Here is a 22,680-nt window from a genome sequence, read left to right on the forward strand (position 1 = left end):
CAACTTTAACTACTCTTTAATGCAGTATTAAAGATTAATCGGTAACAAAGTGAGCTGTTATGACTGATAAAACCATTCCGTTTTCGCTACTCGATCTGGCCCCCATCCCCGAAGGTTCAACGGCGCGAGAAGCGTTCTCCCACTCTCTGGACCTGGCTCGTCTGGCTGAAAAGCGCGGCTATCATCGCTACTGGCTGGCGGAACATCACAATATGACCGGCATTGCCAGTGCGGCGACATCGGTGTTGATTGGCTATCTGGCAGCGAATACCACCACGTTGCATCTGGGTTCCGGCGGCGTGATGTTACCTAACCATTCACCGTTGGTAATTGCAGAACAGTTCGGCACACTCAATACGCTCTATCCGGGTCGAATCGATTTGGGGCTGGGTCGTGCTCCAGGTAGCGATCAGCGGACAATGATGGCGCTGCGTCGCCATATGAGTGGTGATATTGATAATTTCCCCCGCGATGTTGCTGAGCTGGTGGACTGGTTTGACGCTCGTGATCCCAATCCACATGTACGCCCGGTGCCAGGCTATGGCGAGAAAATCCCGGTGTGGTTATTAGGCTCCAGCCTTTACAGCGCACAACTGGCGGCGCAGCTCGGCCTGCCGTTTGCCTTTGCCTCACACTTCGCGCCGGATATGCTGTTCCAGGCACTACAACTTTATCGCAGCAACTTCAAACCCTCCGCACGACTGGAGAAACCGTACGCAATGGTGTGTATCAATATCATCGCCGCTGATAGCAACCGCGACGCTGAATTCCTGTTTACCTCGATGCAGCAAGCCTTTGTGAAGCTACGCCGCGGTGAAACCGGGCAACTGCCACCACCGATTCAGAATATGGATCAGTTCTGGTCGCCGTCCGAGCAGTATGGCGTGCAGCAGGCGCTGAGTATGTCGCTGGTGGGCGATAAAGCGAAAGTGCGTCACGGTTTACAGTCGATCCTGCGCGAAACCGACGCTGATGAGATTATGGTTAACGGGCAGATTTTCGACCACAAGGCGCGGCTGCATTCGTTTGAACTGGCGATGGATGTGAAGGAAGATTTACTGGGATAGTGTGTTTTATTTTGTCGGATACGGCGGGAAGCCTTATCCGACCTGGCAACGCCGCCCTACGTAGACCTGATAACCGAAGCGCATCAGGCATTGTGCAGGCAGCAGAAATGTCGGATAAGGCACAGATGATTACTGATACACCGGCAGCAAATTAAAGCTCGATAAAATATGGATCAATGCATTGCCAATACCAAATAGCAGAATCAGAACGATCATCGGTTTGCCGCCCCAGACGCGGAATTTCGGGCTGCCAAAGCGTTTACGCGATGCGCGGGCCAGCAGAGCCGGAACAATTGCCGCCCAGATGGTAGCAGCTAAACCAGCATAACCAATGGCGTAGAGAAATCCGTTAGGGAACAGCAGGCCACCAACGACAGGTGGCGCAAAGGTCAACAGTGCCGTTTTAAAGCGCCCCAATGCCGAATCATCAAAGCCAAACAGATCCGCCAGATAGTCGAACAGGCCCAGCGTTACGCCGAGGAACGAACTCGCTACCGCAAAGTTTGAGAACACTACCAGCAGCAGATCCAGACTACGACTGTTCAGCACACCGCTTAATGCCTGCACCAGCACATCAATATTTCCGCCCTTCTCTGCAATGCCAATAAACTCCGGACGCGGAATGTTGCCCATCGTCGCCAGCAACCAGATGGTATACAGCGCCAGCGCCATCAACGTACCGTACACCAGACATTTCACAATGGTTTTCGGGTCTTTGCCGTAATACTTCATCAGGCTTGGTACGTTGCCGTGATAACCAAACGACGCCAGACAGAACGGTAGTGTCATCAGCAGATACGGTGCATAAGACGCATTGCTTTCCGCAACGTTGAACAATGTCGCAGGCTGCACATGCCCCAGCAAGCTACCGAAGGTGAGGAAGAATGTAATAACTTTCGCTCCCAACACAATCGCCGTCATACGGCTGACTGCTTTGGTGCTCAACCACACCACAAACGCCACCAACAGTGCAAAACCAAAACCTGCCGCTCTGGCCGGAACATTCAGCGACATCTCCGCGAAGGTGTGATGCAAAATAGAACCGCTGGCAGAAATATAGGCGTAGGTCAGAATGTAGAGCACAAAGGCAATAGAGATACCGTTGACGACATTCCAGCCTTTGCCCAGCAAATCTTTGGTGATGGTATCAAAGCTCGAACCGATTCGATAATTCAGGTTAGCTTCCAAAATCATCAATCCGGAATGCAGCATACAAAACCAGGTGAAGATTAGCGCCGCCATTGACCAGAAAAACCACGCCCCGGACATGACCACGGGCAAGGAGAACATCCCTGCGCCAATAATGGTGCCGCCGATAATCACCACGCCGCCAAGCAGCGACGGTGACGTTTGGGTGGTGGTTAGTGTTGCCATAAGGGCTTCTCTCCAGTGAAAAATAGTGCGACTGCGTTGTTATGTGTTGCACTGTACCAGTACGCGAGTACAAAAGAAATAAAAAAAAGCCCCAATCGATATGATTAGGGCTGTATATATTATTTTACAGAATGTATTCGCTGATCAGCGCGAATTACGCATCGCCACCGAAACGACGACGACCGGTAGACTCTTCACGACGCGGTGCACGGCCTTCGCGACGTTCGCCACTGAAGCGACGACCATCACCACGACCACCTTCACGGCGTTCACCGCTGAAGTTGCGACCGCCTTCACGACGCTCGCCACCGACACCACGACCACCACCACGACGTTCAGTTTGCGGCTGTGCATCGCCCAGCAGTTGCATGTTCATCGGCTTGTTGAGGATGCGGGTACGCGTAAAGTGTTGCAGCACTTCACCCGGCATACCTTTCGGCAATTCGATGGTGGAGTGAGAAGCAAACAGCTTGATGTTACCGATGTAACGGCTGCTGATGTCACCTTCGTTAGCAATTGCGCCAACGATATGACGAACTTCAACGCCATCATCACGACCCACCTCAATGCGGTACAACTGCATATCGCCAACATCGCGACGTTCACGACGCGGACGATCTTCACGGTCACCACGCGGGCCACGGTCGTTACGATCGCGCGGACCACGATCATCACGGTCACGGAACTCACGTTTCGGACGCATCGGCGCATCTGGCGGCACGATCAGAGTACGTTCGCCCTGTGCCATTTTCAGCAGTGCGGCAGCCAGAGTTTCGAGATCCAGCTCTTCACCTTCTGCAGTCGGCTGAATTTTGCTCAGCAGTGCACGGTATTGATCCAGATCGCTGCTTTCCAGTTGCTGCTGTACTTTAGCAGCAAATTTTTCCAGACGGCGTTTGCCCAGCAGTTCTGCGTTCGGCAGTTCTACTTCTGGAATGGTCAGCTTCATAGTACGTTCAATGTTGCGCAGCAGACGACGCTCGCGGTTCTCAACGAACAGCAGCGCACGACCCGCACGACCCGCACGACCGGTACGACCGATACGGTGAACGTAAGACTCGGAATCCATCGGGATATCGTAGTTAACCACCAGGCTGATACGCTCAACGTCCAGGCCACGGGCCGCAACGTCGGTCGCGATCAGGATATCCAGACGACCATCTTTCAGACGTTCCAGAGTCTGCTCACGCAGTGCCTGGTTCATGTCACCGTTCAGGGCAGCACTGTTGTAACCGCTGCGCTCAAGGGCTTCAGCCACTTCCAGAGTCGCGTTTTTGGTACGAACGAAGATAATCGCCGCATCAAAATCTTCCGCTTCCAGGAAACGTACCAGCGCTTCGTTTTTGCGCATACCCCAGACAGTCCAGTAGCTCTGGCTGATGTCAGGGCGGGTAGTCACGCTGGACTGAATGCGCACTTCCTGCGGCTCTTTCATAAAGCGGCGGGTAATGCGACGAATCGCTTCCGGCATGGTTGCAGAGAACAGAGCGGTCTGATGACCTTCCGGGATCTGCGCCATAATGGTTTCAACGTCTTCGATGAAGCCCATGCGCAGCATTTCGTCAGCTTCATCCAGAACCAGACCGCTCAGTTTAGAGAGATCCAGAGTGCCACGTTTCAGGTGGTCCAGCAGACGGCCCGGAGTACCGACAACGATCTGCGGCCCCTGACGCAGGGCACGTAATTGCACGTCATAACGCTGGCCGCCGTAAAGGGCAATCACGTTTACGCCGCGCATGTGTTTAGAGAAATCCGTCATTGCTTCAGCAACCTGTACCGCCAGTTCGCGGGTCGGTGCCAACACCAGAATCTGTGGTGCTTTCAGCTCAGGATCAAGATTTTGCAGCAGAGGTAAAGAGAATGCTGCAGTTTTTCCGCTCCCCGTCTGGGCCATACCCAGAACGTCGCGGCCATTCAGCAGATGTGGGATACACTCTGCCTGAATTGGAGATGGTTTTTCGTAACCCAGATCGTTAAGGGCTTCAAGGATAGGAGCCTTCAGGCCCAGATCTGCAAAAGTGGTTTCGAATTCAGCCATGTAGTACGTGTGCCTCAAAATTAATGGCGGCCAGTCTACATAACTCATCATGAAATTGATCAGCAATTTTCATTGAAAAGTGTGAACCGGCTCAAAGTAGGTGTATTAACGAACAACAACGCCCTCACCCGTTAAGGTGATGGCAATCAAATAAGATTACGGGCTGATGTGTACGTCAGCTATTGCTGGTCCGATTCTGCCAGGTCATCTTGGTCCTGGCCCAGGAGCGATAATTCCAACAATGCGTATCGGTGCTCAACAAAGTTATGAACGTTGTTGGCAACCGCCAGTTTGAACAGTGCCGTGGCGCTGTCCAAATCCCCCAGACTTAGGTAGTACTTACCTAAATAGAAGTTGGTTTCACTGAGATGCTCAGCGAGCGAGGTGTTATCCGTTGCGTCCGCCTTGAGCCTTTCCATTAACGTTTGTTCGCTAATGTTGCCCAGGTAGAACTCGACAATGTTCCATCCCCACTGTTCCTTGTCCGATTTTTCGAAGTGCTGTTTCAACACTTCTTTAGCCTGCTTCTCATCGAGCTTCTGCTCAGCGAGATAAAGCCACAGACTACGGAAAGGATCATTGGGATCGTCTTGATAAAACGCCAGCAGATCATCTTGCGCTAACTTGTCACGACCGCCGTAATATAATGCGATCCCGCGATTCAAGTGCGCGTAGTTGTAAGTTGGATCAAGCTCAAGTACAGAATCAAACGCTTCATAGGCAGCATCAAAATTGCCTGCCTGCGTTAAATATATGCCTAAGTAATTGAATACTTCAGGCATATCCGGTCGGATTGCCAGCGCTTGCGAAAAATCGTTACGCGCTAATGCCCTCAGACCGAGACTATCATACAACACTCCGCGCTCATATAAAAGCTGCGCGCGTTCGTCATCGGTTAAAGCCCGACTGGCAAGGATCTGTTCCATACGTGCCAGAATCACTTCCTGCTGTAAAGTCGGTTGCAATGGTACTGCGAGGACCTCACTTTTACGCCAGGAAGTATTACTGCATCCTGCAAGCGTAAGTGCTGTCGCAACGAAACACCAGCGCAAAAAAGGCTTCATTTCCCACTCCCGAAGACCACGGTTGAATGAACGTCCTGTTCCCGGTTGCTAACAAGGCGTCCTGCCCGGTTAAAAGCCCCCCGTCAACGCGGAGGGCAAATGGCAACCTTACTCGCCCTGTTCAGCAGCCGGAGCTTCCGGTGCTACAGCAGGTTGAGACTGCTCAGTCGCTTCTTTAATGCTCAGACGGATACGGCCCTGGCGATCAACTTCCAGAACTTTTACCGGAACTTCCTGACCCATCTGCAGGTAATCAGTCACTTTCTCAACACGCTTGTCAGCGATTTGAGAGATGTGTACCAGACCTTCTTTACCGCCGCCGATGGCAACAAATGCGCCAAAGTCAACGATACGGGTCACTTTACCATTGTAGACGCGACCCACTTCGATTTCTGCAGTGATCTCTTCGATACGACGAATAGCGTGTTTTGCTTTCTCGCCGTCGGTCGCGGCGATCTTCACAGTACCGTCATCTTCGATTTCGATAGTGGTGCCGGTTTCTTCAGTCAGAGCACGGATTACAGAACCGCCTTTACCGATAACGTCTTTAATCTTGTCCGGGTTAATCTTAATGGTATGGATACGCGGAGCGAACTCAGAGATATCGCCACGCGGCGCGTTGATCGCCTGTTCCATTACGCCCAGAATGTGCAGACGCGCACCTTTAGCCTGGTTCAGCGCAACCTGCATGATCTCTTTGGTAATACCTTCAATTTTGATATCCATCTGCAGTGCAGAGATACCGTCACGGGAACCCGCAACTTTGAAGTCCATATCGCCCAGGTGGTCTTCGTCACCCAGAATGTCAGACAATACAACGTAGTTGTCGCCTTCTTTCACCAGACCCATTGCGATACCCGCAACAGCGGCTTTGATTGGCACACCTGCGTCCATCAGCGCCAGAGACGCACCGCACACAGAAGCCATAGAAGAAGAACCGTTGGATTCGGTGATTTCAGACACAACACGTACGGTGTACGGGAATTTGTCCATATCAGGCATTACTGCCAGCACGCCGCGCTTCGCCAGACGACCGTGACCAATTTCACGACGCTTCGGAGAACCGACCATGCCGGTTTCGCCTACGGAGTACGGAGGGAAGTTGTAGTGGAACAGGAAGGTGTCAGTACGTTCGCCCATCAGTTCATCAAGAACCTGTGCGTCACGTGCAGTACCCAGTGTTGCGGTAACCAGCGCCTGAGTTTCACCACGGGTAAACAGCGCAGAACCGTGAGTACGCGGCAGCACGCCTGTGCGCACATCCAGACCACGGATCATATCTTTTTCACGACCGTCGATACGCGGTTCGCCTGCCAGTACGCGGCTACGAACAACGTTTTTCTCGATAGCGTGCAGAATTTCACCCAGTTCGTTTTCGTCCAGGGTTTCGTCTTCAGCAAGCAGCGTAGCGATGGTTTCAGATTTGATGACATCAACCTGTGCATAACGCTCTTGTTTGTCGGTGATGCGGTAAGCATCGCTCAGACGAGCTTCAGCCAGTGCAGCAACGCGCGCGTTCAGCGCTTCGTTTACCGGCTCCGGCTGCCAGTCCCAACGCGGTTTACCGGCTTCTTTCACCAGTTCATTGATGTTCTGAATAACAACCTGCTGCTGTTCATGACCGAACACCACTGCGCCCAACATGACGTCTTCGCTCAGCAGTTCTGCTTCAGATTCAACCATCAGCACAGCGGCTTCAGTACCGGCAACAACCAGATCCAGTTTGCTCTCTTTCAGCTCATCCTGAGTTGGGTTCAGTACATACTGGTCATTGATGTAACCCACGCGAGCAGCACCAATCGGACCATTGAACGGGATACCAGACAGAGACAGTGCTGCGGAAGCACCAATCATCGCAACGATATCCGGGTTAACCTGCGGGTTAACAGAAACCACGGTGGCGATAACCTGAACTTCGTTGACGAAGCCTTCCGGGAACAGCGGGCGAATCGGGCGGTCAATCAGACGCGCGATCAGGGTTTCGCCTTCGCTTGGACGGCCTTCACGACGGAAGAAGCTACCCGGGATACGACCAGCAGCGTAGGTACGCTCCTGATAGTTAACGGTCAGAGGGAAGAAGTCCTGACCTGGTTTGGCTTTTTTCTGGCCAACAACGGTAACGAATACCGCGGTGTCATCCATGCTAACCATAACTGCGGCAGTGGCTTGACGCGCCATCATGCCAGTTTCCAGTGTAACGGTATGTTGGCCGTACTGGAATTTACGAACGATCGGATTAAGCAATGTAATATCCTTTCTCTTTCTTAGACAGCACCTTAACGGCACTGGTGTTAATACCCGATCTTCTGCGCATCCTCGCGACTAATGACAACCCTAACCCAGCCTGATGTGGGTAAAGCCTCTCATTAGCCGCGCGAACCTCTGCAACGGAAGATCATTCATAGCAACAATACATTAGTTTCCAGTGAATTGCTGCCATCAGCTTGAAAAAAGGGGCCACTCAGGCCCCCTTTTCTGAAACTCGCAAGAATTAGCGACGCAGACCCAGGCGCTCGATGAGCTGGGTGTAACGTGCTACGTCTTTACGTTTCAGGTAGTCGAGCAGTTTACGACGCTGAGAAACCATGCGCAGCAGACCACGACGGCTGTGGTGATCTTTTTTGTGCTCTGCAAAGTGGCCCTGCAGGTGGTTAATCTGTGCAGTCAGCAGTGCTACCTGAACTTCGGTAGAACCGGTGTCGTTTGCACCACGACCAAACTCAGAAACGATTTTAGCTGTTGCTTCAGTACTTAGAGACATTTTAAAACTCCAAAGTATATAGAATGAAAGGACGCCGATCTCTAATTCAGCGATCCCAGTGTACGTTACGTAAAGTGTTAAACAATTTACGCGACGTTAAGCGGCAGTATTCTACTCGTAGCGACCTGTTATCGCAAGATGGATAGCATTACGCCGGGTATTCAACCACCAGGCGACGAGGCGCAACGCGGCCTTCATCGTCAATTTCGCCCATACCGATAAACTTACCGTTTTCACCTTCTGTAACACGAACCAGCCCTTCCAGTGGCGCACCGGATGTACGAACCGGGTTACCATTTTTGAAGTAAACAGAAGACGTTAGCGGAAGATTCACCACCGGGTAGTCCGAAGCTGGACTGTCCATTGGCATCAGTAATGGATCAAGTAATTGTGCCGCCGAAATACCCTGCTGTTCGGCTTGCTCGACAAGTTCACGCAGATGTTCCAGAGTCACCATTCGTTCAACCGGATATTTGCTTACAGCCAGACGGCGCAGATAAATCACATGTGCGCCACAGCCAAGTTTTTCACCCAGGTCATCAATGATGGTGCGGATATAGGTGCCTTTTGAGCAATGAATTTCCAGCTCCAGTTCATTGCCTTCGTGACGAATAAACAGCAACTCATAAACGGTAATCGGTCGTGCTTCACGAGGCACTTCAATGCCCTGACGCGCGTACTCGTACAGTTTTTTACCCTGATATTTCAGCGCAGAATACATCGAAGGGATTTGTTCAATATCGCCACGGAATGAATCGAGTGCCGCCGCCAGTTGCTCTGCACTAAAGGTTACCGGGCGCTCCTCAACGATTTGTCCGTCTGCGTCAGAAGTATCAGTACGCTGTCCAAGACGCGCAATCACCCGATAACGTTTATCAGAGTCCAGCAGGTACTGGGAAAACTTCGTCGCTTCCCCGAGACAAATCGGCAACATGCCGGTCGCCAGCGGGTCCAGCGCGCCGGTATGTCCAGCACGATTGGCGTTATAAATGCGTTTCACTTTTTGCAGCGCATCGTTGCTGGACATACCCTGCGGTTTATCCAGCAACAAAACGCCGTTAATGTCGCGGCCGCGACGACGAGGACGACTCATTAGTCCTCCTTGCTGTCGTCCGGATTAACACGACGTTCTTCGTCATGCTTAACCACACTGGTCACCAGGTTTGACATACGCATCCCTTCAACCAGTGAGTTGTCGTAGAAGAAGGTCAGTTCCGGCACGATACGCAGGCGCATCGCTTTACCAAGCAGGCTGCGGATAAAGCCGGAGGCTTCCTGCAACGCTTTGATGCCCGCTTTTACCGCATCTTCATCTTTGTCGTTGAGGAAAGTTACATACACTTTGGCATAGGCCAGGTCACGAGACATCTCGACACCGGAAACGGTGGTCATCATGCCCAGACGAGGATCTTTAATTTCGCGTTGCAGGATGAGAGCGATCTCTTTTTGCATTTCCTGCGCTACGCGCTGCGGGCGACCAAATTCTTTCGCCATAATAAATTCTCCTGACAAAAAAGGGGCCATAAGCCCCTTTTTAAAATTAATTTCAGGTGGAAGGGCTGTTCACGTAGGCCTGATAAGACGCACGAGCGTCGCGTCAGGCAACGGCTGCCGGATGCGGCGCAAACGCCTTATCCGGCCTACACCCAATCAACCTTAGGCAATCGTACGCTGAATCTCGATGATTTCGAACACTTCGATCACATCGCCAGTGCGCACGTCGTTGTAGTTCTTAACGCCGATACCACACTCCATACCGTTACGGACTTCGTTAACGTCATCTTTGAAGCGGCGCAGGGACTCCAGCTCGCCTTCGTAGATAACCACGTTGTCGCGCAGAACGCGGATCGGGTTGTGACGTTTAACCACACCTTCGGTAACCATACAACCTGCGATGGCACCAAATTTCGGTGATTTGAACACATCGCGAACTTCCGCCAGACCGATGATCTGTTGTTTCAGTTCCGGAGAGAGCATACCGCTCATCGCCGCTTTCACTTCATCGATCAGGTTATAGATGACGGAGTAGTAACGCAGATCCAGGCTTTCAGCCTCAATCACTTTACGCGCAGAGGCATCAGCACGGACGTTGAAGCCAACCAGAATCGCGTTGGATGCAGCCGCCAGGGTCGCGTCGGTTTCGGTGATACCACCTACACCAGAACCGATGATCTTCACTTTTACTTCGTCAGTAGACAGTTTCAGCAAGGAGTCGGAAATCGCTTCTACAGAACCCTGTACGTCAGCCTTCAGAACGATGTTCACTTCATGAACTTCGCCTTCAGTCATGTTGGCGAACATGTTCTCCAGTTTAGATTTCTGCTGACGCGCCAGTTTAACTTCACGGAATTTGCCCTGACGATACAGTGCAACTTCACGTGCTTTCTTCTCGTCACGTACAACGGTAACTTCATCACCCGCTGCCGGAACACCGGACAAGCCGAGGATTTCCACCGGAATGGACGGACCTGCTTCCAGTACTTCCTGACCCAGTTCGTTACGCATTGCACGAACACGACCGTATTCGAAGCCACACAGAACGATGTCACCCTTGTGCAGAGTACCTTCACGTACCAGTACAGTTGCAACCGGACCACGACCTTTATCGAGGAAAGATTCGATGACCGCACCGCTCGCCATCCCGTTACGTACGGCTTTCAGTTCCAGGACTTCGGCCTGCAGCAGGATCGCATCCAGCAGTTCGTCGATACCCGTACCCGCTTTTGCAGATACGTGTACGAACTGGCTTTCACCGCCCCACTCTTCCGGCAGGATGCCGTACTGAGACAGTTCGTTTTTAACGCGATCCGGATCGGCTTCTGGCTTATCGATTTTGTTCACTGCAACCACCACAGGCACACCTGCCGCTTTCGCGTGCTGGATTGCTTCGATGGTCTGCGGCATTACGCCGTCATCTGCAGCAACAACCAGAACTACGATGTCAGTTGCCTGCGCACCACGTGCACGCATTGAAGTAAACGCGGCGTGCCCCGGGGTGTCCAGGAAGGTGATCATGCCGTTTTCAGTTTCAACGTGGTATGCACCGATGTGCTGGGTAATGCCACCCGCTTCACCAGAAGCCACTTTCGTTGAACGAATATAGTCCAGCAGAGAAGTTTTACCGTGGTCAACGTGTCCCATGATGGTCACAACCGGTGCACGCGGTTCAGCCGCAGCACCTGTATCACGGTCACTCATTACCGCTTCTTCCAGTTCGTTTTCACGACGCAGGATAACTTTGTGGCCCATCTCTTCGGCAACTAACTGTGCGGTTTCCTGGTCAATGACCTGGTTGATGGTTGCCATTGCACCCAGCTTCATCATCGCTTTGATGACCTGAGAGCCTTTAACCGCCATCTTGTTAGCCAGTTCGCCAACAGTGATGGTTTCACCAATCACGACGTCACGGTTAACAGCCTGAGCTGGTTTCTGGAAGCTCTGCTGCAGCGAAGAACCTTTACGTTTTCCGCCTTTACCACCACGTACTGCTGCGCGCGCTTCTTCGCGATCAGCTTTAGATTCAGAATGTTTATTGCCTTTCTTCGGACGTGCTGCTTTCGCGTTACGGCCACGGCCACGACCGCCTTCGACTTCACGATCGCTTTCGTCTTCTGCCTGGCGAGCATGTTGAGAGGTGGTAACGTGATAATCACTGGAATCTTCAGTCGGTTCCGCGTTATCAGTCCATTTGTTTTCTTCCGCCATACGACGTGCTTCTTCAGCAACGCGACGTGCTTCTTCTTCGAGTTTACGACGTGCTTCTTCTTCAGCTTTGCGCTTAAGCTCTGCAGCTTCCTGCTCACGGCGGGCTTTTTCAGCCTGGGCGGTTTTAGTCATATCGTCTTGTTGATTGCTCACTTTGTCTTTTTCCGCAGCTTCACGTTTTGCTTGTTCAGCGGTTTCACGTTTCGCTTGTTCTGCGGCCTCACGTTCAGCTTTTTGTTGCGCCTCGCGTTTGGCCGATTCTTCTGCCTCACGACGGGCTTGCTCTTCCGCTTCACGCTGCGCTTGCTCTTCCGCTGCAAGGCGTTCAGCCTCTTGCGGATCGCGTTTCACAAAGGTGCGTTTCTTGCGGACTTCGATTTGTACCGATTTACTTTTTCCACCGGTACCAGGAATGTTAAGGGTGCTACGTGTTTTACGTTGCAGCGTTAATTTGTCCGGCCCTGAATTTTTCTGATTCAGGTGGTCAATTAAAGCCTGTTTCTCTTGTGCGGTCACAGAGTCGTCAGCAGACTTCCGGATACCTGCATCAGCAAATTGCTGTACCAGGCGTTCCACGGAGGTCTGTCGCTCTGCGGCCAGCGTTTTAATCGTCACATCTGTCATGCTGTTCCTTCCTGCTACAGTTTATTACGCTTCGTCACCGAACCAGCAAATATTACGGGCAGCCATAATCAGTGCTCCGGCTTTTTCGTCGGTCAACCCTTCGATATCAGCCAGATCATCAATGCCCTGTTCGGCGAGATCTTCCAGCGTACAAACGCCACGGGCGGCCAGTTTGAATGCTAAATCACGATCCATCCCTTCAAGATTCAGCAGATCGTCAGCCGGTTTGTTATCACCGAGGCTTTCTTCCTGGGCCTGTGCAATGGTGGCCAGTGCATTTTTAGCACGCTCGCGCAGTGCTTCAACAGTCGGCTCATCAAGGCCTTCAATTTCCAGCAGCTCTTTCATCGGCACGTAGGCCAGTTCTTCCAGAGTCGAGAAGCCTTCTTCTACCAGGACAGTGGCGAAGTCTTCGTCAATGTCGAGATAACGGGTGAAGGTGTCGATCGCTGCGTGCGCTTCCGCCTGATGTTTAGCTTGCAGGTCGTCAACGGTCATTACGTTAAGTTCCCAACCACTCAACTGCGAAGCCAGACGCACGTTCTGACCATTACGCCCAATCGCCTGCGCCAGGTTACCGGCTTCAACAGCGATATCCATGGTGTGTTTATCTTCATCCACTACGATAGAAGCAACGTCTGCCGGTGCCATCGCGTTAATAACGAATTGCGCCGGATTATCATCCCACAGGACGATATCGATACGCTCGCCGCCAAGCTCAGTGGAAACAGCCTGAACACGTGCACCACGCATACCCACGCAAGCACCTACCGGATCGATACGTTTATCGTTGGTTTTCACCGCGATTTTCGCACGAGATCCCGGATCGCGAGCCGCTGCTTTAATTTCAATAACTTCTTCGCCAATTTCCGGCACTTCAATGCGGAACAGTTCGATCAGCATTTCTGGCTTGGAACGGGTAACGAAAAGTTGCGCACCACGCGCTTCCGGGCGAACAGAATAGAGCACGCCACGAACGCGGTCACCTGGGCGGAAGTTCTCACGCGGCAGCATATCTTCACGCAGGATCACAGCTTCAGCATTGTTGCCCAGATCCAGAGAGATATTATCGCGGTTTACTTTTTTCACCACGCCGGTGATGATTTCACCTTCGTGTTCACGGAACTGATCAACAACCATCGCACGTTCGGCTTCACGAACTTTCTGCACGATAACCTGCTTTGCCGTCTGGGTCGTAATACGGTCAAAGGTGACAGACTCAATCTGATCTTCAACGTAATCGCCCAGGTTCAGGCTTTCATCTTCATAACGCGCGGCTTCAAGGGTGATTTCTTTAGTTGGCTGAGTGACTTCATCAACAATCAGCCAACGACGGAAGGTGTCAAAATCACCGCTTTTGCGATCGATCTGTACGCGGACGTCGATCTCTTGTTCATATTTTTTCTTGGTTGCTGTAGCCAGCGCGCTTTCCAACGCTTCGAAAATTTTCTCGCGAGGCAGCGCCTTTTCATTGGAGACGGCTTCAACTACAGCCAAAATTTCTTTGTTCATCGCGGGGTTTTCACCTCATCCAGACTATTAAAAGTGGGGAACCAGGTTCGCCTTCTGGATATTACTCAGCGCGAACACTTCATCTTTACCTTCGACGGTAACTGTGATCATTTCACCGTCTACCGCTTTGATAACGCCCTGCCATTTACGACGGTTTTGTACCGCCATACGGAGTACCAGAGTGACCTCTTCTCCGACAAAACGGGCGTAGTGTTCAGCCGTGAACAGTGGGCGATCGAGACCCGGTGAGGAGACTTCCAGGTTATAAGCAACGGTGATGGGATCTTCAACATCCAACACAGCACTTACCTGGTGGCTCACATCAGCACAATCATCAACATTGATGCCATCTTCACTATCAATATAGATGCGCAGTGTGGATGTGCGACCGCGAATAAACTCGATGCCAACCAGTTCAAAACCCAGGGCCTCAACTGGCGCAGTAATCATCTCTGTTAATTTTTGCTCTAATGTGGACAAGCCCACCCCCAAGACATAAAAAAAGGGCCTAAAGCCCAGTTATTCTGTAGTCAGATAACAAAAAACCCCGATAAATCGGGGCTTTATATAACTGAACCCTATAACCGCAAATGCGGTCTGGAGCACTTTCCAGAAGGATTTTTTCAAATCCCACTACGAAGGCCGAAGTCTTCACAGTATATTTGAAAAAGAACTCTAAGGGAAAGTGGTTGCGGGGGCCGGATTTGAACCGACGACCTTCGGGTTATGAGCCCGACGAGCTACCAAGCTGCTCCACCCCGCGCCTGAAACGTGGCAAATTCTACTTGTTTTGAGTAAAAAATGCAAATACTGCTGGGATTTGGTGTACCGAGACGGGACGTAAAATCTGCGGCCATTATAGTGATCCACGCCACATTTTGTCAACATTTATTGCTAATCATGTGAATGGATATCCAGTTCACTTTCATTTGTTGAATACTTTCATCCTCTCCTTACCTCTCTTAAGCGCATTATTTTACAAAAAACACACTAAACTCTTCCTGTCTCAGATAAAAGATGATTAAATGAAAACTCATTTATTTTGCATAAAAATTCAGTTAGAGCAGAAATACAGGCTCATAATCAGTTAATCAAGCAGGGTGTTATTTTATGACGACGATTCTCAAGCATCTCCCGGTAGGTCAACGTATTGGTATCGCTTTTTCTGGCGGTCTGGACACCAGTGCCGCACTGCTGTGGATGCGACAAAAGGGAGCTGTCCCTTATGCATATACTGCAAATTTGGGCCAGCCAGACGAAGAGGATTATGATGCGATCCCTCGTCGAGCCATGGAATACGGCGCGGAGAACGCTCGTCTGATCGACTGCCGCAAACAACTGGTGGCTGAAGGTATTGCCGCTATTCAGTGTGGTGCTTTCCATAACACCACCGGCGGTCTGACCTATTTTAACACCACGCCGCTGGGCCGCGCCGTAACCGGCACCATGCTGGTTGCTGCGATGAAAGAAGATGGCGTTAACATCTGGGGTGATGGCAGCACCTATAAAGGAAACGATATCGAACGTTTCTATCGTTACGGCCTGCTTACCAACGCCGAATTGCAGATTTACAAACCGTGGCTTGATACTGACTTTATTGATGAGTTAGGCGGTCGTCATGAAATGTCTGAATTTATGATTGCCTGCGGTTTCGACTACAAAATGTCGGTTGAAAAAGCCTACTCCACAGACTCCAACATGCTCGGCGCGACGCACGAAGCGAAAGATCTGGAATACCTCAACTCCAGCGTCAAAATCGTCAACCCGATTATGGGTGTGAAATTCTGGGACGAGAGCGTGAAGATCCCGGCAGAAGAAGTCACGGTACGTTTTGAGCTGGGGCATCCGGTAGCGCTAAACGGTAAAACCTTTAGCGACGATGTAGAAATGATGCTTGAAGCCAACCGCATTGGTGGCCGTCACGGCCTGGGCATGAGCGACCAGATCGAAAACCGTATCATCGAAGCGAAAAGCCGTGGTATCTACGAAGCTCCGGGGATGGCTCTGCTACATATCGCTTATGAACGTCTGCTGACCGGTATTCACAACGAAGACACCATTGAGCAATATCACGCGCATGGTCGCCAGTTGGGACGTCTGCTGTATCAGGGGCGTTGGTTCGACTCCCAGGCGCTGATGCTACGAGACTCCCTGCAACGCTGGGTTGCCAGCCAGATTACAGGTGAAGTTACCCTGGAACTGCGTCGCGGTAACGACTACTCCATCCTCAATACTGTCTCTGACAACCTGACTTATAAGCCAGAGCGTCTGACAATGGAAAAAGGTGACTCAGTGTTCTCACCAGACGATCGTATTGGTCAACTGACCATGCGTAACCTGGATATCACTGACACCCGCGAGAAACTTTTCGGTTATGCCAAAACTGGCCTGCTCTCCTCTTCTGCCGCTTCGGGCGTGCCGCAGGTTGAGAATCTGGAAAACAAAGGGCAGTAATTTCAGAGAGTTCGTGCTAAAGGCCGCCATTGCGGCCTTTTTTTACGGCTAAGAGAATGTGGCCACGCTTAGGGTTCATATGTCCGATTTCGGAGTTAAAGTAAAATTCAAATGAAATAAAGTAAATATCAGTCCATTCTATTTTTACTTTATTCTTTCATGCTCAGTAAAAGGAATGACCAATGAATGGTGAATATTTTGTACGCCTCGCAGTTCATACTCTGAAATGTACCCAAAAAGATTTAGCAAACCAGTTAGGTGTTTCCTCAACACAAATTAGCAAGTGGAAAAAAGGGGAACATATGTCTACTGACATGGAAAAAAAATTCAGAGATATTACACAAATAGGGCATTACTCTCCTCAACTAGTTGAATGGACGGGCTCAGTCGAGAATGCTGAGAAATGGGATCGACTTATCCATTTTCTTGCTCAACAAGCTATGGAAGACTCTGAAACGGGTTATATAACACGACCTCTTACTGACGAAGATGGCTTTTTGGTTGAAGAAACAATAGATGTGTTGAACCGCATAGGTTTTCCTTCACCTCTTTCCTTTCCCAAAGAACTTAATATTGACGGCAAAAATGCTGATCATAAAGAGGCTTTTTGGGAGGTCATAGAGAACAACGCTCATTGTTCCGTAATCAATGACATTTACCATGCTCTGAATGACGTTTATGGATTCTACATAGCATATGTTGATGAGTTAGTTCAGGATGATGATTTAGATGTCTATTCCAGCGAAGCCATCAATATTCAGAGTTCATTGATATCACTTGCCGCATGCAAAATTGAAATTGATACTCCGATTGCGTCAAACATTAAACAGTTTCGTTATAAAGTTCAAAAAGACTACGAAAATTGGTTGAATCAACTCAAGATGATGGCATTCAGGGCGGGAATCCCGTTAAGAGCCGAACTTCTGGATATGGTTTATAACACTGCTGACCAACTTAGCGTTGCAGCAGAAGCCGAAAGTTTCGATTTCAATAAATCTCGCATTCATCCTGATATATACATGAACGAGATCCTTACTGGTATGAGAATAATTCACCAGGTGCTTCCGTTAATAATGCAAAAGTTAGAAATTACAGATTTCAAACTGGATGAAACAGACTTACGGGTGGGGAAATAACTATCAGAATGTTTAACTTATAAAAACGAAAAAAGACGCTTTTCAGCGTCTTTCTTTCGGAATATTGGTACTGAGGATGGGACTCGAACCCACAAGCCCGTTAGGGCACTACCACCTCAAGGTAGCGTGTCTACCAATTCCACCACCTCAGCACAGATACTACTCTTAGTTCGGGATATCGCTGGTCGGCTTAGCCGGAGCAGCAGGCTGAGTCTGTTCGGTTTTCGCCGGAGCACTCAGATTTTCCCATTCGCTACCTTTATTGGTTTTATTACTGTTGATGTTACCCAACACCAGACTGATGATGAAGAACAACGTTGCCAGCACAGCCGTCATACGGGTCATGAAGTTACCAGAACCACTTGAACCAAACAGCGTAGCGGAAGCGCCTGCTCCGAAGGAGGCTCCCATATCAGCGCCTTTACCTTGCTGCAGCATGATCAGACCAACAAGGCCAATTGCTACAATAAGGAAAACTACTAAAAGAGCTTCGTACATAATCAACCTGTTCCTTGCGGAGTTGCCGCGTACCAATGCTTCAACCAATAAAGCGGGATAATTTAATCTTTCCCACTGAAGCGGGTGTGAATACTAACCAAAGCGAATGACCTTCGCAAGGGCAATTTTATTGCATTGTATCAACTGCGGAAAAAAACAGCAAAACCGATGTACATAAGTAGAACAAAGGCGACAATCGCCGCCTTTTTAGCCAGTTAGCAATCGCATTAAACCGCTTTTACCGCATCAGCGATACGGTGGGCAAATTCAGTCACCTGTGCTTCGTCTTCACCTTCGACCATCACGCGAATCAACGGCTCGGTGCCGGATTTACGCAGCAGCACGCGTCCACGGCTACCCAGCGCCGCTTCAACTTCCGCTGTCACGGCTTTAACTGATTCATGCTCAAGCGGATCGCCGCTGCCTGCGGTATAACGCACGTTAACCAGAATCTGCGGGAACATTTTCATGCCACTGCAAAGGTCGTGCAGACTCATGTGGTTGCGCGCCATCGCCGCCAGTACCTGCAAACCGGCAACGATGCCGTCACCGGTGGTGGTTTTATCCAGCAGAATCACATGACCGGAGTTCTCCGCGCCGATGCGCCAGCCTTTCTCCTGCATTTTTTCCAGTACATAGCGGTCGCCCACTTTTGCGCGAGCAAATGGAATACCTAGCTGTTTCAGCGCCAATTCCAGCCCCATATTGCTCATTAATGTGCCCACTACGCCACCACGCAACTGCCCCTGACGAAGACCTTCACGCGCGATGATATACATGATCTGATCGCCATCGACTTTATTGCCTTCATGGTCAACCATGATGACGCGGTCGCCGTCGCCGTCAAAGGCAATGCCGAGATCCGCTTTTTCAGCCAGTACACGCGCCTGTAATGCACGAACATCAGTTGCCCCCACTTCGGCATTGATGTTTACACCATTCGGCTCACAACCGATGGCGATTACGTTCGCTCCCAGCTCGCGCAGTACATTTGGAGCGATGTGATAGGTTGCACCATTTGCGCAATCCACCACAATCTTCAGTTCACTGAGGCTAAGTTCGTTCGGGAACGTGGCTTTGCAAAATTCGATATAGCGACCCGCAGCATCAACAATACGGCTGGCTTTACCCAGTTCTGCCGAATCAACGCAGCTAATCTCTTTTTCCATTTCAGCTTCGATGGCTTCTTCGACTGCATCTGGCAGTTTAGTGCCGTCGATGGAAAAGAATTTAATACCATTATCGTAGAACGGGTTATGCGATGCAGAAATCACAATCCCGGCCTCTGCACGAAAGGTGCGTGTCAGATAAGCCACCGCCGGTGTTGGCATCGGGCCGGTGAAGAGCGCGGAAAGGCCCGCTGCCGCCAGGCCGGCTTCCAGCGCCGACTCCAACATATAGCCAGAAATACGGGTATCTTTGCCGATAATGATCTTACGGGAGCCGTGCCGCGCCAGTACTTTACCCGCAGCCCAGCCCAGTTTAAGCACAAAATCAGGTGTGATCGGCGCATCCCCAACACGACCACGAATCCCATCGGTCCCGAAATATTTACGATTACTCATAGCGTTTATTTTCCTTTGCAGACAGAGTGGCTTCCACCACCCGCATCGCTTCTACGGTTTCTTTGACGTCATGAACACGAATAATGTGCGCGCCCTGCATTGCGGCAATTACCGCACAAGCCAGACTGCCGCTCAGACGCTCAGACGGCCCAACATTCAGTAGCTGTCCAATCATCGATTTTCGTGACATACCCACCAACAGCGGCAGATTGAAATGATGAAATTCAGCCAGACGCGCCAGTAATGAATAGTTATGGGAGAGATTTTTACCGAAACCGAATCCGGGGTCGAGCAACAATTTCTCTTTTGCGATACCCGCCTGTTCACAACGTGCTATTTGCTCAATAAAGTAGCGATTCACTTCAGCAAAGACATCATCATATTTCGGTGCTTCCTGCATGGTCTTTGGATTTCCCTGCATATGCATCAGACATACGGGTAAACCGGTTTCCGCAGCCGCTTCCAGAGCACCTGGCTCGGAAAGGGATCGGATATCGTTAATGATGTGAGCGCCCACTCTTGCCGATTCCCGGATGACTTCCGGTTTAGAAGTATCGACCGAGATCCAAACTTCGAATCGTTGCGCAATTGCCTCAACCACCGGAATAACACGCTGCAACTCTTCTTCAACACTCACTTCCGCGGCCCCTGGACGCGTGGACTCTCCACCAACGTCAATGATCGTCGCGCCAGCGTTGATCATCAGGTTCGCATGTTTCACTGCATCAGTCAGTGAGTTATGCGTACCGCCATCAGAGAAAGAATCTGGCGTAACGTTGAGGATCCCCATTACGTGAGGATGGCTAAGATCCAGTGAAGAGCCCTGGGCAAAGAGTTTCATGGTGTTATCCCTGGTATAAATTGATAAGAAAAAACCCCGGAGCACGCCCCGGGGTTTTCGGTACAAATACAGTCATCTGATGCGGGAACTTACTTGTCGCCTAACTGCTCTGACATGGTATTACCCGGATTTGGCGTGCGTGGTTCATCAACCGGACGCGGTGCCTTTGGAGTGCCATTATTGTCAGAATTGTTAGATGCTCCCGACTCTTCCCAACCTGCAGGCGGACGTACATCGCGACGCGCCATCAGGTCATCAATCTGCGGTGCGTCGATGGTCTCATATTTCATGAGTGCATCTTTCATCGCATGCAGGATATCCAGGTTGTCGTTCAACAACTGACGCGCACGATTGTAGTTACGTTCAATCAGTGACTTCACTTCCTGGTCGATGATACGCGCAGTTTCATCGGACATATGTTTAGCTTTGGCCACGCTACGACCGAGGAAAACTTCACCTTCTTCTTCCGCATACAGTAGCGGACCGAGTTTCTCAGAGAAGCCCCACTGGGTCACCATGTTACGCGCCAGGTTGGTCGCAACTTTAATGTCGTTGGACGCCCCGGTAGAAACATGTTCCGGTCCGTAGATGATCTCTTCTGCCAGACGACCGCCGTACAGGGTACTGATCTGGCTTTCCAGTTTCTGACGGCTGGCACTGATAGCATCGCCTTCAGGCAGGAAGAAGGTCACACCCAACGCACGACCGCGCGGGATAATCGTTACTTTGTGTACCGGATCGTGTTCCGGCACCAGGCGACCGATAATCGCATGGCCTGCTTCGTGATACGCGGTGGACTCTTTCTGCGCTTCCGTCATCACCATGGAGCGACGTTCCGCGCCCATCATGATTTTGTCTTTCGCTTTCTCGAACTCAACCATCGAAACAACACGTTTATTGCCACGTGCAGCGAACAGTGCTGCTTCGTTCACCAGGTTAGCCAGATCTGCGCCAGAGAAGCCCGGTGTACCACGGGCGATAATTGCCGCATCAACATCTGGTGCCAGCGGTACGCGACGCATGTGAACTTTCAGGATCTGCTCACGACCACGAACATCTGGCAAACCAACCACAACCTGACGGTCGAAACGACCAGGACGCAGCAGCGCCGGGTCGAGAACGTCCGGGCGGTTAGTCGCAGCGATCACGATGATACCTTCGTTACCTTCGAAGCCGTCCATCTCAACCAGCATCTGGTTAAGTGTCTGTTCACGTTCATCGTGACCACCACCCAGACCCGCGCCACGCTGGCGGCCTACGGCATCGATTTCATCAATAAAGATGATACACGGAGCCGCTTTCTTCGCCTGTTCGAACATGTCACGTACACGAGATGCACCAACACCAACGAACATTTCAACGAAGTCAGAACCAGAAATGGTAAAGAACGGAACTTTCGCTTCGCCTGCAATGGCTTTCGCCAGCAACGTTTTACCAGTACCCGGAGGACCAACCATCAAAACCCCTTTCGGGATCTTACCGCCCAGTTTCTGGAAGCGGCTCGGCTCACGCAGATACTCAACCAGCTCAGCAACTTCTTCTTTTGCTTCGTCGCAACCAGCAACGTCAGCAAAGGTCGTTTTGATCTGATCTTCCGTCAACATACGTGCTTTGCTCTTACCGAACGACATAGCACCTTTGCCACCGCCGCCCTGCATTTGACGCATGAAGAAGATCCAGACACCAATCAGCAACAGCATCGGGAACCAGGAGATGAAGATAGAAGCCAGCAGGCTTGGCTCTTCAGGCGGTTCACCGACAACCTTGACGTTCTTGGTCAACAGGTTATCCAGTAGTTTTGGATCCTGAACCGGAATGTAAGTGGTATAACGGTTACTATCTTTCTTGGTAACGTTGATTTCACGTCCGTTGATACGCGCTTCACGAACCTGGTCGTTATTGACCTCTTGTAGGAAGGTAGAGTAATCCACCTTACGGCCATTAGACTCGCTGGGCCCAAAGCTCTGGAATACTGACATCAGCACAACGGCAATGACCAGCCAGAGTATTAGGTTTTTCGCCATGTCACTCAAGGGATTAA

The 22,680-nt window shown here is 50.8% G+C and carries 18 protein-coding genes and 2 tRNA genes; 3 read left to right on the forward strand and 17 right to left on the reverse strand.

The window, feature by feature from the left end; translation table 11 throughout:
• Nucleotides 1–59: 59 nt before the first annotated feature.
• Entirely contained in the window at nucleotides 60–1,067 is a 1,008-nt protein-coding gene (locus A1WG_RS15535) for a luciferase-like monooxygenase (RefSeq protein ID WP_001517157.1), read from the forward strand.
• 129 nt (nucleotides 1,068–1,196) lie between these two features.
• Here A1WG_RS15535 and mtr read toward each other — a convergent pair whose 3' ends face one another.
• The 12 genes from mtr to A1WG_RS15480 form a co-directional block, all read right to left on the reverse strand.
• Nucleotides 1,197–2,441, reverse strand: coding sequence for a tryptophan permease (mtr, locus tag A1WG_RS15530; protein WP_001517158.1), 1,245 nt, complete (start codon nucleotides 2,439–2,441; stop codon nucleotides 1,197–1,199).
• Between the two features lie 154 nt (nucleotides 2,442–2,595).
• Nucleotides 2,596–4,479, reverse strand: coding sequence for an ATP-dependent RNA helicase DeaD (gene deaD / locus A1WG_RS15525; protein ID WP_001517159.1), 1,884 nt, complete (start codon nucleotides 4,477–4,479; stop codon nucleotides 2,596–2,598).
• Nucleotides 4,472–4,552 carry a protein YrbN gene (gene yrbN, locus A1WG_RS24125; RefSeq protein WP_010723222.1) on the reverse strand — a complete coding sequence of 27 codons (81 nt, stop codon included), beginning with the start codon at nucleotides 4,550–4,552 and terminating at the stop codon, nucleotides 4,472–4,474. Before yrbN ends, deaD begins: the two co-directional genes overlap by 8 nt.
• A gap of 106 nt (nucleotides 4,553–4,658) precedes the next feature.
• Entirely contained in the window at nucleotides 4,659–5,543 is an 885-nt protein-coding gene (nlpI, locus tag A1WG_RS15520) for a lipoprotein NlpI (RefSeq protein ID WP_000802080.1), read from the reverse strand.
• A 108-nt stretch (nucleotides 5,544–5,651) separates the two neighbouring features.
• Nucleotides 5,652–7,787 carry a polyribonucleotide nucleotidyltransferase gene (pnp, locus tag A1WG_RS15515; RefSeq protein ID WP_000933928.1) on the reverse strand — a complete coding sequence of 712 codons (2,136 nt, stop codon included), beginning with the start codon at nucleotides 7,785–7,787 and terminating at the stop codon, nucleotides 5,652–5,654.
• A gap of 247 nt (nucleotides 7,788–8,034) precedes the next feature.
• Nucleotides 8,035–8,304: a 30S ribosomal protein S15 gene (gene rpsO / locus A1WG_RS15510; protein WP_000059469.1), complete on the reverse strand. Its 270-nt coding sequence runs from the start codon at nucleotides 8,302–8,304 to the stop codon at nucleotides 8,035–8,037.
• A gap of 148 nt (nucleotides 8,305–8,452) precedes the next feature.
• A complete protein-coding gene (gene truB / locus A1WG_RS15505) occupies nucleotides 8,453–9,397 on the reverse strand; it encodes a tRNA pseudouridine(55) synthase TruB (protein ID WP_000089692.1) in 945 nt (314 codons plus the stop codon).
• On the reverse strand, nucleotides 9,397–9,798 hold the full coding sequence (gene rbfA, locus A1WG_RS15500; RefSeq protein ID WP_001040205.1) for a 30S ribosome-binding factor RbfA: 402 nt from the start codon (nucleotides 9,796–9,798) through the stop codon (nucleotides 9,397–9,399). Before rbfA ends, truB begins: the two co-directional genes overlap by 1 nt.
• 162 nt (nucleotides 9,799–9,960) lie before the next feature.
• Nucleotides 9,961–12,633: a translation initiation factor IF-2 gene (infB, locus tag A1WG_RS15495; RefSeq protein WP_000133058.1), complete on the reverse strand. Its 2,673-nt coding sequence runs from the start codon at nucleotides 12,631–12,633 to the stop codon at nucleotides 9,961–9,963.
• 24 nt (nucleotides 12,634–12,657) lie between these two features.
• On the reverse strand, nucleotides 12,658–14,145 hold the full coding sequence (nusA, locus tag A1WG_RS15490) for a transcription termination factor NusA (RefSeq protein WP_001031045.1): 1,488 nt from the start codon (nucleotides 14,143–14,145) through the stop codon (nucleotides 12,658–12,660).
• 27 nt (nucleotides 14,146–14,172) lie between these two features.
• Complete coding sequence (rimP, locus tag A1WG_RS15485; RefSeq protein WP_001300397.1) at nucleotides 14,173–14,625, reverse strand: ribosome maturation factor RimP; 453 nt, start codon at nucleotides 14,623–14,625, stop codon at nucleotides 14,173–14,175.
• A gap of 206 nt (nucleotides 14,626–14,831) precedes the next feature.
• Nucleotides 14,832–14,908: transfer RNA gene (locus tag A1WG_RS15480), tRNA-Met, on the reverse strand.
• 347 nt (nucleotides 14,909–15,255) lie between these two features.
• Here A1WG_RS15480 and argG point away from each other — a divergent pair.
• Both argG and A1WG_RS15470 read left to right on the forward strand, forming a co-directional pair.
• Nucleotides 15,256–16,599, forward strand: coding sequence for an argininosuccinate synthase (argG, locus tag A1WG_RS15475; RefSeq protein ID WP_001517161.1), 1,344 nt, complete (start codon nucleotides 15,256–15,258; stop codon nucleotides 16,597–16,599).
• A 182-nt stretch (nucleotides 16,600–16,781) separates the two neighbouring features.
• Entirely contained in the window at nucleotides 16,782–17,735 is a 954-nt protein-coding gene (locus A1WG_RS15470; protein WP_001012981.1) for a helix-turn-helix domain-containing protein, read from the forward strand.
• A gap of 65 nt (nucleotides 17,736–17,800) precedes the next feature.
• Here A1WG_RS15470 and A1WG_RS15465 read toward each other — a convergent pair.
• From A1WG_RS15465 to ftsH, 5 genes are all read right to left on the reverse strand, one after another.
• A tRNA-Leu gene (locus A1WG_RS15465) sits at nucleotides 17,801–17,887 on the reverse strand.
• 13 nt (nucleotides 17,888–17,900) lie between these two features.
• Nucleotides 17,901–18,233: a preprotein translocase subunit SecG gene (gene secG, locus A1WG_RS15460; protein WP_001517162.1), complete on the reverse strand. Its 333-nt coding sequence runs from the start codon at nucleotides 18,231–18,233 to the stop codon at nucleotides 17,901–17,903.
• A 227-nt stretch (nucleotides 18,234–18,460) separates the two neighbouring features.
• Nucleotides 18,461–19,798 carry a phosphoglucosamine mutase gene (glmM, locus tag A1WG_RS15455; RefSeq protein ID WP_000071146.1) on the reverse strand — a complete coding sequence of 446 codons (1,338 nt, stop codon included), beginning with the start codon at nucleotides 19,796–19,798 and terminating at the stop codon, nucleotides 18,461–18,463.
• Nucleotides 19,791–20,639 carry a dihydropteroate synthase gene (folP, locus tag A1WG_RS15450; protein WP_000764718.1) on the reverse strand — a complete coding sequence of 283 codons (849 nt, stop codon included), beginning with the start codon at nucleotides 20,637–20,639 and terminating at the stop codon, nucleotides 19,791–19,793. Before folP ends, glmM begins: the two co-directional genes overlap by 8 nt.
• An 89-nt stretch (nucleotides 20,640–20,728) precedes the next feature.
• The gene (gene ftsH / locus A1WG_RS15445; protein WP_001107478.1) at nucleotides 20,729–22,663 is read right to left on the reverse strand and encodes an ATP-dependent zinc metalloprotease FtsH; all 1,935 of its coding nucleotides are present in this window, start codon (nucleotides 22,661–22,663) and stop codon (nucleotides 20,729–20,731) included.
• Nucleotides 22,664–22,680 lie beyond the last annotated feature (17 nt).

This window comes from Escherichia sp. KTE96, from assembly GCF_000408525.1.
In the GTDB taxonomy this organism is placed as follows: domain Bacteria; phylum Pseudomonadota; class Gammaproteobacteria; order Enterobacterales; family Enterobacteriaceae; genus Escherichia; species Escherichia marmotae.